The sequence below is a fragment of the Campylobacter concisus genome (assembly GCF_002092855.1).
In the GTDB taxonomy this organism is placed as follows: Bacteria; Campylobacterota; Campylobacteria; order Campylobacterales; family Campylobacteraceae; genus Campylobacter_A; species Campylobacter_A concisus_AI.
Window position 1 is genome coordinate 62,077 of record NZ_LVLC01000001.1, and the last position, 14,800, is coordinate 76,876.

Annotated in this window: 12 protein-coding genes; 10 read left to right on the top strand and 2 right to left on the bottom strand. The window is 40.0% G+C overall.

From position 1 onward, the window contains the following. The first annotated feature begins 31 nt into the window (after positions 1-31). Genes A3223_RS00330 through lpxD form a run of 3 tightly spaced genes read left to right on the top strand, consistent with a single transcriptional unit; the run spans position 32 to position 3,143 of the window. Positions 32-1,726, top strand: a complete 1,695-nt coding sequence (locus A3223_RS00330; RefSeq protein ID WP_257639244.1) for an acetolactate synthase large subunit — start codon at positions 32-34, stop codon at positions 1,724-1,726. Between the two features lie 2 nt (positions 1,727-1,728). Next, a complete protein-coding gene (ilvN, locus tag A3223_RS00335; protein ID WP_223154400.1) occupies positions 1,729-2,190 on the top strand; it encodes an acetolactate synthase small subunit in 462 nt (153 codons plus the stop codon). Beyond that, positions 2,190-3,143, top strand: a complete 954-nt coding sequence (gene lpxD / locus A3223_RS00340; protein ID WP_084107884.1) for a UDP-3-O-(3-hydroxymyristoyl)glucosamine N-acyltransferase — start codon at positions 2,190-2,192, stop codon at positions 3,141-3,143. Before ilvN ends, lpxD begins: the two co-directional genes overlap by 1 nt. 146 nt (positions 3,144-3,289) lie before the next feature. On the opposite strand, the gene A3223_RS00345 is transcribed toward lpxD, so the two are convergent. Next, positions 3,290-4,486 carry an acetate kinase gene (locus tag A3223_RS00345; RefSeq protein WP_084107885.1) on the bottom strand — a complete coding sequence of 399 codons (1,197 nt, stop codon included), beginning with the start codon at positions 4,484-4,486 and terminating at the stop codon, positions 3,290-3,292. 1 nt (position 4,487) lies between these two features. After that, positions 4,488-5,855, bottom strand: a complete 1,368-nt coding sequence (gene pta, locus A3223_RS00350; RefSeq protein ID WP_084107886.1) for a phosphate acetyltransferase — start codon at positions 5,853-5,855, stop codon at positions 4,488-4,490. A gap of 68 nt (positions 5,856-5,923) precedes the next feature. Here pta and flgH point away from each other — a divergent pair, with 68 nt between their 5' ends. The 7 genes from flgH (at position 5,924) to hypF (ending at position 14,760) form a co-directional block, all read left to right on the top strand. After that, entirely contained in the window at positions 5,924-6,631 is a 708-nt protein-coding gene (flgH, locus tag A3223_RS00355; RefSeq protein WP_084107887.1) for a flagellar basal body L-ring protein FlgH, read from the top strand. Between the two features lie 345 nt (positions 6,632-6,976). Next, positions 6,977-8,122, top strand: coding sequence for a hydrogenase small subunit (locus tag A3223_RS00360; protein ID WP_084107888.1), 1,146 nt, complete (start codon positions 6,977-6,979; stop codon positions 8,120-8,122). 9 nt (positions 8,123-8,131) lie between these two features. Then, positions 8,132-9,850 carry a nickel-dependent hydrogenase large subunit gene (locus tag A3223_RS00365; protein ID WP_084107889.1) on the top strand — a complete coding sequence of 573 codons (1,719 nt, stop codon included), beginning with the start codon at positions 8,132-8,134 and terminating at the stop codon, positions 9,848-9,850. A gap of 9 nt (positions 9,851-9,859) precedes the next feature. Beyond that, positions 9,860-10,540 (top strand): Ni/Fe-hydrogenase, b-type cytochrome subunit, encoded by a 681-nt coding sequence (cybH, locus tag A3223_RS00370; protein ID WP_084107890.1) that lies wholly within the window; start codon positions 9,860-9,862, stop codon positions 10,538-10,540. Then, positions 10,540-11,082 carry a HyaD/HybD family hydrogenase maturation endopeptidase gene (locus A3223_RS00375; RefSeq protein ID WP_084107891.1) on the top strand — a complete coding sequence of 181 codons (543 nt, stop codon included), beginning with the start codon at positions 10,540-10,542 and terminating at the stop codon, positions 11,080-11,082. The genes cybH and A3223_RS00375 overlap by 1 nt, the downstream gene beginning before the upstream one ends. Further along, complete coding sequence (locus A3223_RS00380) at positions 11,079-12,551, top strand: hypothetical protein (protein ID WP_084107892.1); 1,473 nt, start codon at positions 11,079-11,081, stop codon at positions 12,549-12,551. Before A3223_RS00375 ends, A3223_RS00380 begins: the two co-directional genes overlap by 4 nt. After that, positions 12,535-14,760 (top strand): carbamoyltransferase HypF, encoded by a 2,226-nt coding sequence (gene hypF / locus A3223_RS00385; protein WP_084107893.1) that lies wholly within the window; start codon positions 12,535-12,537, stop codon positions 14,758-14,760. The genes A3223_RS00380 and hypF overlap by 17 nt, the downstream gene beginning before the upstream one ends. Positions 14,761-14,800: the final 40 nt, after the last annotated feature.

Genomic DNA, 14,800 nt, shown 5'->3' on the forward strand with positions numbered 1-14,800 from the left:
GCGATAAATTTATCAAAAGGCTAAAGTGATGATAAAACAGATTTCTGGTTCACAGATGATAAGCGAGGCCTTGCACGAAGAGGGCGTTGAGATAGTTTTTGGCTATCCTGGCGGTGCAGCTTTAAATATCTACGACGAAACATACAAGCAGACTTATTTTAAACATGTTTTGGTTCGCCACGAGCAAGCGGCCGTTCACGCAGCCGATGGATACGCTAGAGTTAGCGGTAAAGTCGGCGTTGCCTTTGTGACAAGTGGTCCTGGCTTTACAAATGCAGTCACTGGCCTTGCAACAGCTTATAGCGACAGTATCCCAATCGTCTTAATAAGCGGTCAAGTACCAACATTTATGATCGGTACAGATGCTTTTCAAGAGATCGATGCGGTCGGCATTTCACGCCCCTGTGTTAAGCATAACTTTTTAGTTAATAGCGTTGAAGAGCTACCTCGCATCATAAAAGAGGCGTTTTACATCGCAAGATCAGGCCGTCCAGGACCGGTTCATATCGATATCCCAAAAAATATCACATCAAGACTTGGTGACTTTGTCTATCCAAAAGAAATTTCTATTCCAAGTTACAAACCAACCTATAAGGGCAACTCAAAACAGATAAAAAAAGCAGCAGTTGCGATAAACGAAGCTAAAAGACCACTTCTATACATCGGTGGCGGTGCAGTCGCATCAAATGCAAGCGAGATCATCCGTAAATTTATGAAAAAAACTGGCATCCCAGCGGTTGAGACGCTGATGGCTCTTGGTGTGCTTGACGCAAAAGATGAGCTAAATTTAGGCATGGCAGGCATGCATGGCAGCTACGCTTCAAATATGGCACTTAGCGAGTGCGACCTTCTCGTTTCGCTTGGGGCTAGGTTTTGTGATAGGATCACTGGCAGGACGGATGAGTTTGCCAAACATGCAAAGATAATTCACATCGATATCGATCCAAGCTCCATCTCAAAGATCATAAATGCCCACTATCCAATCGTTGGTGATCTTACAAACGTGCTAACTGAGCTTTATGAAGAAGTCAATGCAAAGCCTGAAAACTACGCACCTTGGAGAGAAATTTTAGATAGATATTCTAAGTTAAATCCACTTGGCTACACAGATAGCGACAAGGTCTTAAAGCCACAATGGGTCATCGAAGAGACCGCGAAGATAGCAGGAGCTGATGCGATAATCTCAACAGACGTCGGACAGCATCAAATGTGGGTGGCGCAGTTTTATCCGTTTAACCGAGCAAGACAGCTTGTCACAAGTGGTGGACTTGGCACAATGGGATTTGGCCTCCCTGCAGCGATCGGCGCAAAATGTGCAAAACCAGACAATCTTGTTATAAATTTTACAGGTGATGGCTCAATACTTATGAATATCCAAGAGTTAATGACTGCTCATGAGATAAATATGCCTGTTATAAACATCATTTTAAACAACAACTTCTTAGGCATGGTTCGTCAGTGGCAGACATTTTTTTATGAAAAACGCTACTCATCAACTGATCTTAGCTTGCAGCCTGATTTTGTAAAGATCGCTGAGGGATTTGGCGGCATTGGCTTTGTTTGCAAGAGCAAGGATGAGTTTAGAAAGGCTTTAAAAGAGGCGATCGATAGCAAAAAATCAGCGATGATCGACGTTAGGATCGACCGCTTTGAGGATGTGCTTCCTATGGTTCCAGCTGGAGCTGCGATTTATAATATGATATTAAAGAGCAAGGAAGAAAAATGAGTATCAGAAGAACGATTTCGGTTATAGTTTTAAATGAACACGGCGTTTTAGCTAGAATTTCTGGGCTTTTTGCGGGCAGGGGCTACAACATCGATACGCTCACCGTTGCTCCGATACCTGAGAGCAACTTCTCAAGGCTAAGTATCGTAACAAGTGGCGACGAGAGAGTTTTAGAGCAGATCGTAAAACAGCTTCACAAGCTCATACCAACGTATAAAGTCATAGAAAGTGGCGAATTTGTCGAAAAAGAGATGGCTCTTGTGAAAATTCCGCTTGGTGAAAATTTTGCTGGCCTTGAAGCGATACTAAAGGCATACAACGGTATCGTGACAAACACAAATGAAAACTACATCGTTGTCATGGTGGCTGACGATGCGAGTAGGATCGAGAGCTTTTTAAAATCAATAAAGAAATTTAACCCAGTTGACGTCGTACGCGGCGGATCTGTGATAATGGATATATGATGAAACTAAGTGAAATAGCCTCAAAAGTAAATGCTACTTTTAGCGGAGAAGATATAGAAATTTTTGCCTTAAATTCTTTAAAAAATGCAAATAAAGCTGAGCTAACATACTGTGATGGCGAGAAGAATGCAAAATTTATAAGCACATCAAATGCTGGAGCTATTTTGGTCACAAAAGCCCTTTTGGACCTGGTGCCAGCTGGCATGATTGCACTTGTCTGCGATAATCCGCACCTTGCATTTGCCTTGCTTAGTAAAGATTATGCTAAGCCGCTTTTTTGTGAGCCAAAGCCATCAAATATCGCCAAGAGTGCAAAGATAATGCCAAATGTCTATATAGGCTCAAACGTGAGCGTGGGCGAAAATACGGTAGTAATGGCTGGGGCATTTTTGGGCGATAATGTGACTATCGGCAAAAACTGCATCATCCACCCAAACGTAGTCATTTATAACGACTGCGTCATCGGTAACGAGTGTCATCTGCTGGCAAACTGCGTTATAGGCAGTGACGGTTTTGGCTATGCACATACAAAAACTGGCGAGCATGTAAAAATTTACCACAATGGCAATGTAGTTTTAGGCGATTATGTCGAGATCGGTGCTTGCACGACAATAGATCGTGGTGTTTTTGAAAGCACGACGATCGCAAACTACACAAAGATAGATAATCTCGTTCAAATAGGCCATAACTGCGAGCTTGGAAATGGCTGCCTAATAGTCTCACAAACTGGCCTTGCTGGCTCAACAGTGCTAGGCAGAAACGTCGTAATGGGCGGACAAAGCGGCTCAGCTGGTCATGTAAAAGTGGGCGACTTCGCGCAGATCGCTGCACGTGGAGGCGTTAGCAAAGACCTGCCTGGTGGCAAAAAATATGCTGGAGCTTATCCGATAATGGAGCTTTCGGATCAGTTTAAACTTCAAGCAAAAATTTTGAGATTTTTTAAGAAAAATTGATTGCAAGCTTTTGCGATTTTAAACTCGCAAAAGCTTTTTATCTCGTAGCCTAAGAATGCTAATTCTATTTTAAAACGAGCTAGACTTAAAATTTATATGTTGAGTTTGGCAAAACACAAATTAATCATTTTATTTTAAATATCTATTTATTTGGCTTTGCTCTCTTTTATTACTCTAGCCGTTTCTATCGCGATTTCTAGCTCTTCATTTGTTGGGATGATGAGTGTTTTTATCTTAGCGTCATCCCCATCTATGCATCTCTCACCTCGCATGTCTTGGAAATTTAGATCGTGATTTATGTGAATGCCAAGATGTTTTAATTCATCACAAATTTTTTGCCTTGTATTTGGTGCATTTTCGCCGATACCGCCAGTAAATATAAGTGCATCAACGCGTCCTAAAATGGCGTAATATGAGCCAATATATTTTTTCACTCGGTAGCAAAACATCTCAAATGCAAGCTTTGCTCGCTCATCGTTTTGCATCTTGGCTACGACCTCTCTCATGTCACTTGAGCCACAAATTCCAAAAAGTCCGCTTTTTTTGTTTAAAAAGTTATCGATCTCGTTCCACTTTAAAACGCCGATATTTAGCAAGTAAATGACCACGGCTGGGTCCATATCACCGCTTCTTGTACCCATTATGAGTCCTTCAAGTGGGCTAAGCCCCATCGAGGTATCGATACTTTTGCCGTTTTGCACCGCACATGCTGAGGCGCCGTTACCTAGATGAAGTGAGATAGCGTTAAATTTATCAAACTCTATGCCAAGCATTTTTGCCGCTTGCTTGCAGACATATCTGTGCGAAGTGCCGTGAAAGCCGTATTTTCTGATGTGATGAGTCTTGCAAACGTCATAAGGTAGAGCGTAGCGGTAGGCGTACTCTGGCATGCTTTGATGAAATACCGTGTCAAAAACGACCACGTGAGGCACATTTTTGCTCTCTTTCATCGCGTTTTTAATGCCAGCAAGGTGCCCTGGGTTATGAAGAGGGGCAAGTGGGCTTATCTCCTCGATCTTTTTGATGACGCTTTCATCAACGATCATTGAGCTAAAAAAGCTCTCGCCCCCGTGAACTATCCTATGTCCGATACCATCAAGCTCGCTTAGATCGTGCAATGTGTGTGATGTAACAAAGAGCTCGTTCATCGCCTCAAGTCCGTCATGGTGGTCTTTTATGAAGCGTTTTATCTCGTAGGTTTCGCCGTTTGCTTTTAGTACCGCTCTTGAGCTGGAGCTACCGATTTGCTCGACTAGACCGCTTGCTAGACTGGTTTTTGTATCCATTGCAAAAAGTTGAAATTTTATTGAGCTACTACCCGAGTTTAAAACCAAAATTCTCATATTATTCTCCTGCTTGTATGGCACTGATTAAGATAGTATTTACCACGTCTTCAACGAGGCAACCGCGGCTTAGGTCATTAACTGGCTTTTTTAGCCCTTGAAGTATTGGACCCACAGCTAGAGCGTTTGCGCTTCGCTGAACTGCTTTATAACAGATATTTCCGCAGTTTAAATTTGGAAAGATAAAGACATTTGCATGCCCAGCAACCTCTGAGTTTGGCATCTTTTTACTAGCCACGCTTAGATCAACGGCTGCGTCAAACTGAATAGGTGCTGCGATTTTTAAATTTGCATCAAGCTCGCTCGCCTTTTTGGCAGCTTCTTTTACAAACTCCACATCAGCCCCACTTCCACTCTCAGCCGTAGAGTAGCTCAGCATGGCAATCTTTGGGTTAAGTCCAAAAGCACTTGCCGTTTGAGCGCTGCTCAGAGTGATACTAGCTAGCTCATCTGCGCTTGGATTTGGCGTGACGGCGCAGTCGGCAAAGAGCAAAATTTCTTCTTCAAGTGCCATAAAAAATGCCCCACTTACTACACTTACACTTGGCTTTGTTTTTATTATTTGCAAGGCTGGGCGGATCGTATCAGCTGTGCTCATCGTAGCGCCACTTACCAAGGCATCGGCTAAGCCTTCATGAATTAGCATCGTAGCAAAGTAAATTTTATCTTTTACAAGCATATTTGCCTTGACTTCGTCCACGCCTTTATGCTTTCTTAGCTCATAAATTTTCTTTGCAAACTCGTCTGTTAGCTCGTTTTGTTCTGGGTTGATCACTTTGGCTTTGCTTAGATTTAGCCCCAAAGCGGCCGCTTTTTTTGAAATTTCATTTTCAAGTCCTAGCAAGATGATATTTGCCGCCCCTTTTTCTAATACGATGTTAGCTGCTTTTAAAATTCTCTCATCGTCGCTCTCTGGCAAAACAACGGTCTTGTTCGCCACTTTAGCTCTTTTTAGAAGCAAGCTTTGAAATTTAAATGGTGTGATGATATCTGCTTGATAGTTTAAAATTTCATCGATCTTATCGGTGATTAGAAGCTTTGAGTTTAGATTTAGTGCTTTTAGCTCGCTTGCCTTTTCATCAAAGACTGGAGCGTTTAAATTTCTAGCTAGCTTTAAATTTAGCTCGCTTTTACCAAAGACACTAAAGCTCTCACAGCCAAGAACTATGACAAAGTCGCTTTTGGCTTTTAGCTCCTCAAATTTATCTATAAATTTTAGAAAAAATTCTTTTTCATTTGAATTTATTAAGTTGTTTTCATCGTTTTCATCTGGGATTATCTTAAAAATCTCAACTTTTTTGAATTTTGTAGCTATAATTTCTTGCAGATGTGCTAAATTTTTGTCTGTAAAAACGTAACAACTTTTCATTTGCGACCTTTTTAGGAACTTGAATTGCTTAATTTTAGCACAAAGATACTTATTTTAAGGCATTTTTTATGAATCATAAAACGATTTGGCTCGTCTTATCTGCGGGTGTTTTTTATACCGGTTGCACACCAAGTGCTGATCCTCACATCAATATGAAACCCCCGGTTTATGTCGAGCAACTCCCTTCAAAAGATAGTGGAACCGGACAAAGCAATGCTGGCAGCCTCTTTGGTAAGGGCGAAAATCCTCTTTTTTCAGATAGAAAGGCGATGAATGTAAATGATATCGTGACTATCGTTATCTCAGAAAATGCAAGCCAAACTTCAACCGGTAGCAAAAGTACCAACAAAGATAGCACTATCTCGCTTGGTGGCGGTGTTTTCACAGCTGGGGCTGCACCGCTTTCAACTGTGGCTGATAATCTAAATAAATACGGTGACATCGGCTTTAAAGCAGGTGGCGGCAATAAATTTACAGGTAGTGGCACAAGCAACAGAAGCGAGAAATTTACCGCAACCATTTCAGCCAGGATCATAAAAATACTAAATAACGGCAATTACTTTATAGAAGGTAGCCGCGAGCTACTTATAAATGGCGAAAAGCAGATCATGCAAGTAAGTGGTGTCATCAGACCTTACGACATCTCACAAAACAACGAAATCGACTCAAAATACATAGCTGACGCCAAAATTTTGTATAAAACCGAAGGTGAGCTAGACAAATCTACCAAAAAACCTTGGGGCACAAGGCTTATGGAAGCTATCTGGCCATTTTAATGCAACTTTAAAAGCCTAAAATTTAATCAATTTGGGCTTTTAAAATTTTATATCTCAAAAATTTCTCTCGTCTTAAATATGCTAAATTTTTAAAAATTATTAAAAATTATAATTGATATTTACTTTCAGAATAATGTACTTAAAATATTGAAAATTCATCAAAACAAAATAAAATTTCTCAAAATATTATTTTTTATATTTTGAAAATATATCGCAAAAAAGGGATTTTAAATTTTTTAGTTAAAATTTATTTAATTATAAATATTAATTTTATAAAATAATTTTTTACTTCTTTAAACAAAGATATTATTAACAAAAGTAAAATTTTCAAGCAAAGGAGCTTATATGAATAATGACTTGCGTCAAAAGATAGATAGGCGCTTAAGTGAGCTTAGTGCGTTGCCTAAGATGAAAAGCGACTCAAGTATTGCGCAGCTTTTAAAAGATAAAGGCTTTACGAGGCGTGATTTTATGAAGTGGGCTGGTGTGATGACAGCTTTTATGGCTCTACCAAGTGCGATGACACCGATGGTTGCTCGTGCTGCTGAGCTTAGTGACAGGCTTCCTGTGATATGGCTTCATATGGCAGAATGCACAGGCTGTAGCGAGAGCTTACTAAGAACCGATGCTCCAAGCATAGATAGTCTTATATTTGACTACATAAGCCTTGAATACCACGAAACTATCATGGCAGCTTCTGGTTGGCAGGCTGAAGAAAATTTAGAGAGTGCTATTGAAAAATACAAAGGTAGATACATCCTGCTAGTTGAGGGCGGTATCCCAACTGGTGCGACTGAAAATTTCTTAACTGTTGGACCTCATGGCACAACAGGTAAAACTCATGCTGTAAATGCTTCAAAAGATGCAGCTGCTATCTTTGCGATCGGCACCTGTTCTAGCTTTGGTGGCATTCAAGCTGCAAGACCAAATCCATCAAATTCAGTGGGACTTTCAAAGGTAACTGATAAGCCAGTTATTAATGTTGCGGGCTGTCCACCAAGTGAGAAAAATATCGTTGGCAACGTGCTTCACTTCTTACTTTTTGGCACACTTCCAGCACTTGATGTTTACAATAGACCAAAATGGGCTTATGGCTTAAGAATTCACGATCTTTGCGAAAGACGTGGTCACTTTGATGCTGGCGAGTTTGTCCAAAACTTCGGCGATGAAGGTGCAAAAAATGGCTACTGCTTATACAAAGTAGGTTGCAAAGGTCCATATACATTTAATAACTGCTCACGCGAGAGATTTAACCAGCACACATCATGGCCAGTTCAAGCAGGTCACGGCTGTATAGGCTGCTCAGAGCCAGACTTCTGGGATACGATGGGACCATTTGAAGAGCCTATGGCAGATAGACTCTTTGATACTGTTTTAGGTCTTGGAGCTGATAATGTCAGCGATAAAGTTGGCATTGGAATTTTAGCTCTTACAGGCATCGGCATAGCAGCTCACGCTGTTATAGCTTCTATGAGTAAAGATAAAGAATAAGGCGAAAAAATGAGTGAAAAAAGAATAGTAATAGACCCTATAACACGTATCGAGGGACACTTAAGAATAGAAGTTGTCGTAGATGAAAATAATATTGTAAAAGAGGCGTATTCTGGCTCAACTCTTTGGCGTGGTTTAGAGCAGATCGTAAAAGGCAGAGATCCAAGAGATGCTGGCTTTTTCATGCAAAGAATTTGTGGTGTTTGCACATATTCACACTACCGAGCAGGCATCATCGCGGTTGAAAATGCCCTTGGCATCAAGCCTCCACTAAATGCAGAGCTAACTAGAACGCTTATGAACGCAGCTTTATATCTTCATGATCACATCGTGCACTTTTATCAACTTCACGGCATGGACTGGGCAGATGTGGTCTCTGCACTAAGCGCAGATGTGCATAAAGCTAGCGAAGAGGCGTTTAAATATACTGATCTTCCGTTTGCCACGGGAGCTGACAAGCTAAAAGAGGTAAAAGAGAGGGTTGAAGCCTTTGTTAAAAAGGGCAATCTTGGACCATTTGCCAACGCATACTGGGGACATAGCACATATAAATTTACGCCAGAGCAAAATTTAATCGTCCTCTCACACTACTTAGAGTGCCTTAGAATTCAAAGAACAGCAGCTCAGATGATGGCGATCTTTGGCGCGAAAAACCCACATCCACAAAGCCTAACAGTTGGCGGCGTGACTTGCGTGATGGATCTTATGGATCCAGCTAGAATGGGCGAATATATGAGCAAATTTGCTGAGATCAAAGAATTTGTCGATAGAGCTTACTATCCAGACATTTTGATGGCGGCTAAGGCTTATGCAAACGAGCCAAGCGTTCTAAACGATGCTGGTGTGGCAAATTTACTCTGCTACGATGAGTTTTTGATCGGCAAAAATGATCATCTATTTAAAGGTGGCTATATCTTAAATGGCGATCTTAGCAAGGTTTATGATATCGATGAAAATAAAATCACTGAAGAAGCTACTAGGTCTTGGTATAAAAACGACAAAGCGCTTCATCCGTATGACGGCGATACTGAGGCAAACTACACAGGTCTTATTGACGGTGAGAGTATAGACGCCGAGGGCAAACTAGCTCATAGTAAGCTTTTTGATACAAAAGGTAAATATAGCTGGATCAAAGCACCAAGATATGATGGCATGCCTATGCAAGTAGGTCCAATAGCAAGTATCGTTATAAACTACGCTAGAGGCAACGAGAGAGTTAAAAAAGTAGTTGACGAATTTTTAGCAAAGAGTGGCTTGCCATTAAGTGCAGTTTTCTCAACTCTAGGCAGAACCGCTACTCGTATGCTTGAGGCAAAAGTAGTTGCAGAGCATACAATGGATGCATTTAATGCCTTGGTAGAAAATTTAAAATCAGATCAAGAGACTTGTGCAAAATATGTAATCGATAATAAAAAAGAGTACAAAGGAAATTTTCAAGGCAATGCTCCAAGAGGTGCGCTTAGCCACTGGTGCCGCATAAAAGATGGTGTTATCACAAACTGGCAAGCAGTCGTGCCAAGCACATGGAACGCCTCTCCAAAAGACGCACAAAATCAAATGGGAAGCTACGAAGCGTGCTTAGTTGGTTTAAAGATCGCTGATCTTTCAAAGCCACTTGAGATAATACGAAAAATTCACTCTTATGATCCTTGTATCGCATGCGCTGTGCATGTTATGGATACAAAGGGAAATGATTTGAGTACTTATAAGATAAATCCAAATTTATAAGGAGAAAAGATGTCACATAAAAATGCTGACAGGATCAGCGAATACGAATTCTCCATCGGCGTTAGGCTGACACACTGGATTAGATTTGCAGCGATCACACTTTTGGTTGTGAGTGGCTACTATATCTCATACGTTTTTGTGAGTCCAGAGATCACGAGCGAGCCTACAAATTTCATGCAAGCAAAGTGGCGTATGGCTCACCAGATCGCTGGTTTTGTGCTGATAGCGGCGTTTATCTTTAAATTTTATCTATTTGTCTTTGATAAACACAGCAAAAAAGAGTGGATGAGTGTGGTTGATTTTCTAAATCCAAAAATTTGGATCGCACAGATTAAGTATTATCTTTTTATGGGCCCTCATCCGCATTTAAGGGGTGTTTATAATCCTTTGCAGTTTGCCTCATACTTTTTCTTTTATCTTGTTTTGACTCTTATTTGCCTAAGCGGTCTTGTGCTTTATGTTCATGTTTATCATGAGGGACTTGGCGGAGCGCTTTATGAGCCAGCTAGGTTTTTTGAAGAGCTTATGGGCGGACTAGCAAATGTTAGAACGATACATAGAATTTGTATGTGGGTCATTATGATATTTGTGCCGATTCATGTTTATATGGCGGTATTTAATGCTGTTAAGGGCAAAAATGGAGCAATGGACGCTATCGTTAGCGGCTATAAATTTGTAAAAGAACACTGATGAGAGTGCTGGTTTTAGGCATCGGCAACGTGATGTTTGCCGATGAGGGCATAGGTGCTCATTTTGTAAATTTGATGGACAAAAACTACAAATTTACAAGCTCTAAAAACGAGCTTACATTAATGGACGGGGGCACTTTAGCCCTCGCTCTAACTCACATCATAAGCGAATTTGACTATCTTATCGTCGTTGATTGCATTAGCGCAAACGGTGCAAGCGTGGGCGATGTTTATTTTTTTGATTTTATAAATGTACCAAATTTTATCAGCTGGGACGGCTCGGCTCACGAGATAGAGATGCTTCAGACCCTTCATCTAATGGAGCTTGCGGGCGATAGACCTACGACTAAAATTTTAGGCATCGTGCCTAGCCGCATAGAGTCATCAAATTTTAGCCTCTCAGATGAGGTTATAAACGCTTCTAATATTTTAGAAAAAACGCTGCTTAATCACTTAAAAGAGCTTGATTTTAAGTGTGAAAAGGTGGCAAATTTTACCCTAAACGATATAGTTGATGAATACGCTAAAAAAGGTTTAAAATGATACTTGCTTTTAAATTTATTTGCCACAAGGACGCTTCGTTTCTAGTGCCATTTTTACGCTTGCTTGCTGGCGATCTAGCTCATAGCTTAAAGTGCAAAGATGATGAAATTTGTCTAAAGGTAAGTGGTAATGCCAGTGAGCTTGAGAGTGTGGCAAATAAAGCAAGCGCACTCTTGCCTTTTAGTCTTTTTATAAAGCACAGTGAAGTCTTGGCTGCAAGTGAGCTTGACGAAGATAGCAAGATAAATGAGATAAAATTTGGCGGCCTAACTCCGACTCAAGCGAGCACATTTTTGGCTAGCGAAAAGGCTATCTTAAATGAAAGTGGCGTGCTATGTGAGAGTAAATTTGAGGGCGAGATAACAATTGGTAATTTTAATGAAAAGCTCAAAGCTTGCCTAAATTTATTAAAAAACGGCAAGGGCGTTTGCGTAGAGCAAGATGAAAATTTATATGAAATTTCTCTTGGGGTAAATTTTGATGCAAATTTCTTGATGCCCGTAAATTTAAAGCAGCTACCAAAAATTTTTATCGCCGATGATAGAGCTTTGACATTTCTAGCTAGCTTTGAAAAGCCACTTTTAGCACTAAAGACGACAGCCATTTATAGGCAAAATCACGAGGATGCACCGCTATTTTTTGATGTGATGGCACCAAATGATCTTTTTCTTTACGCCATTTGCGAGCAGCTAAATAAAGAAAGCTTTAGCTTTTTAAGCATTAAGGTAAAGGAGCAAAAAAATGCTCTTTCAAGACTATCTTTGCTTGAAAGTAGCGCAGTTTTAAGCCCATTTTTCTATACAAAAGATGAGGAATTTGAGCTTAGCTATTTGGGCGAAGTGGCTTTGGGATTAAAATTTAGCAAATTTAGTGATGATGAAATTTGCCTGCTTTCAAAATCAAGCAAAACGCAGCTTCTATTTTTGCCAAAATTTAGTAGCTTTGAAGAAATTTATGAGCTCATAAGAGCCGAGGAGGGCGGCGAAAGGCTACTTGAAAATTTCAGCAAAGAGCATACTTTACCAAGTGGAAATTTTAGCTCAAATGCTAGCTTTTTCTCGCTATTTTGCATAGTTGGGCGCATACTTGGCTTAGGTGATGACTTTAAAAAAGCAGGGGAGAATTTGCTTCTTATGGCAAGCGATTTTAGCGGTCAAAAGGGCGTTAGGATCGATTACAAGATGAAAGATGACTTTGGTTTAGACGGGGTTAAGTTTGTAAAAAGTATCATTTCGTTTGTCCTTGCTGGCGCTGGAGAGAAGAACATCAGCTTTGGTTGCACCGAGTCTTTGGCGCACTTTTTGAGCGATTTTAGCTATGAAAAACGAGATAAATTTAATATTAAAAATGTTATTTTAAGCGGGGATTTATTTTATAATAAGGTAGTTAGCAACTTGATAAAAAAGCACCTAAACCCAAATATAAAAACAAATTTTGACCCCGGATTTGGCGTTGAGATCAAGCTTTAGATATGAGATCAAAGGCTTAGTTCAAGGTGTGGGCTTTAGACCTTTTGTCTATACTTTAGCGGACAAATTTAAGCTCGTTGGTGAAATTTACAACGACGACGAGGGCGTGAAGCTAAATTTTAGCGGTGATGAGGCTAGCTTTTTGGCTTTTGAAAAAGAGCTTTATGAGAAGCTGCCAGCCCTTGCTAGGATCGATGAGCTGAAGAAATTTAAGATAGATAAAATTTATGAAAAGCTTGAGATCATCGCCTCAAAGAGAGCTACCAAACAAGCTCCCATTTTGCCTGATTACGCACTTTGTGACGACTGTTTGCGCGAGTTTTATGATCCCACAAATCCACGCTACAAATACCCATTTATAAACTGCACCAACTGCGGACCAAGATTTTCTATCATCAAAGCATTGCCCTATGACAGGGTAAATACGACGATGAACGAGTTTAAGATGTGCGAGTTTTGCGAAGGCGAGTACAAAGACCCACTTAATCGCCGCTACCACGCAGAGCCGATCTCTTGCCCAAACTGTGGACCAAAACTATATCTAAAAGACAAATTTGGCAAAGTCTTGGCTAGTGGGAACGAAGCAGCCAAAGAGGCGGCTACGCTCATAAATGAGGGCAAAATTTTAGCCATTAAAGGGCTTGGTGGCTTTCATTTGGTTTGTGACGCGACAAATGAAGCCGCAGTTTGCGAGCTAAGAGCTAGAAAGCACCGCCCAAGCAAGCCCTTTGCTCTGATGAGTAAAAATTTAGAGAATGCTAGAAAAATAGCGCAAATTTCAGAGGCGGAGGCGAAGCTACTTAGCTCAAATTTAAAGCCAATCGTCTTGCTTGAGGCAAAAAATGGCTCAAATATCGCAAAAAGCGTCGCGCCAAATTTAAATAAGCTTGGCGTCATGCTCGCATTTAGCGGCATACATCTTTTGCTATTTGATTATTTAGAGCACGACATCATCGCAACTAGCGCAAACATCTCAGGCGAAGTCGTGATAAAAGATGAGAGCGAGCTAAGAGAAAAATTAGGTGAGGTTATAGACTTTTACCTTGATCACGACCGAGAAATTTACTCACCAAGTGACGATAGTATTGCATTTTGTGTTGCTGATGAGACAATTTTTACAAGAACAAGCCGCGGGCTAAATCCAAATTTCATCCATACAAATTTCAAGCAAAAAGGGACATTTTTAGCACTTGGAGCGGAGCTAAAAAGCTCATTTTGCATCTACAAAGACGGTCTTTTGATAGTTAGTCCATATATCGGCGATCTAAAAAACGTGGCGACTTTTGATAGGTTTAAAGACATTTTCACCCTTTTTAAAATGACTTATGATCTAAAAATAGACAAGGTCATAGCCGATTTGCATCCAAATTTTTTAAATACAAAATGGGCGAAGGATCAGGGCTTTGAGCTAGTTTATTTGCAGCACCACTACGCGCATTTGCTAAGCGTGATCTTTGAAAATGATCTAGCAGATAAAAAGTACCTTGGCTTTTGCTTTGATGGCACTGGATACGGGAAAGATGGCAAAATTTGGGGTGGCGAGGTCTTTAGGCTAGATAAAAAGAGTTACGAGAGAGTTTATCACTTTGATGAATTTAGCTTATTTGGGGGCGAAAACAGCATCAAAAATATCTATCTAATCGCATATTCTATTATTTTAAAATACTCTCTTGAGGACGAAGCTCGTAAATTCTTAGTAAATTTTGATGAAAAAATGCTTGCAAATTTTAAAAAAATGGAGCAAAAAGGATTAAACTTAGTAAAGACTAGCTCGGTTGGTAGGATATTTGACGCATTTGGGGCGATTATTTGTGGGCTTTTTCACTCGAGTTTTGAGGGCGAGAGTGGTATGAGGCTTGAAGCACTTTATGATAAAAATTTAGATGCGTGTTATAAATTTAGTCTAGATAATGGAGTTATCGGCTTTAAAGAAGCTTTTAAAAGTGCTTTAAAAGATGAGCCAAGAGTGGCTGCAACGGCATTTATAAATGGCTTGGCTGATATTATTTTTGAAATTTCAAAAAAAGAAAAAATGGAAATTTTACTAAGCGGTGGAGTTTTTCAAAATAAGACTTTACTCGAACTTATTTACAAAAAATTTACTAAAGTAAATTTGAAATTTTATATCAATAAAAAATTCTGTAGCAACGATTCTAACGTAAATTTAGGGCAAATTTATTATTATTTATCCACATTTTCTAATAAGTGATGTATAATGATTATAAACGGTAATCAAACAAGAAAGGAGC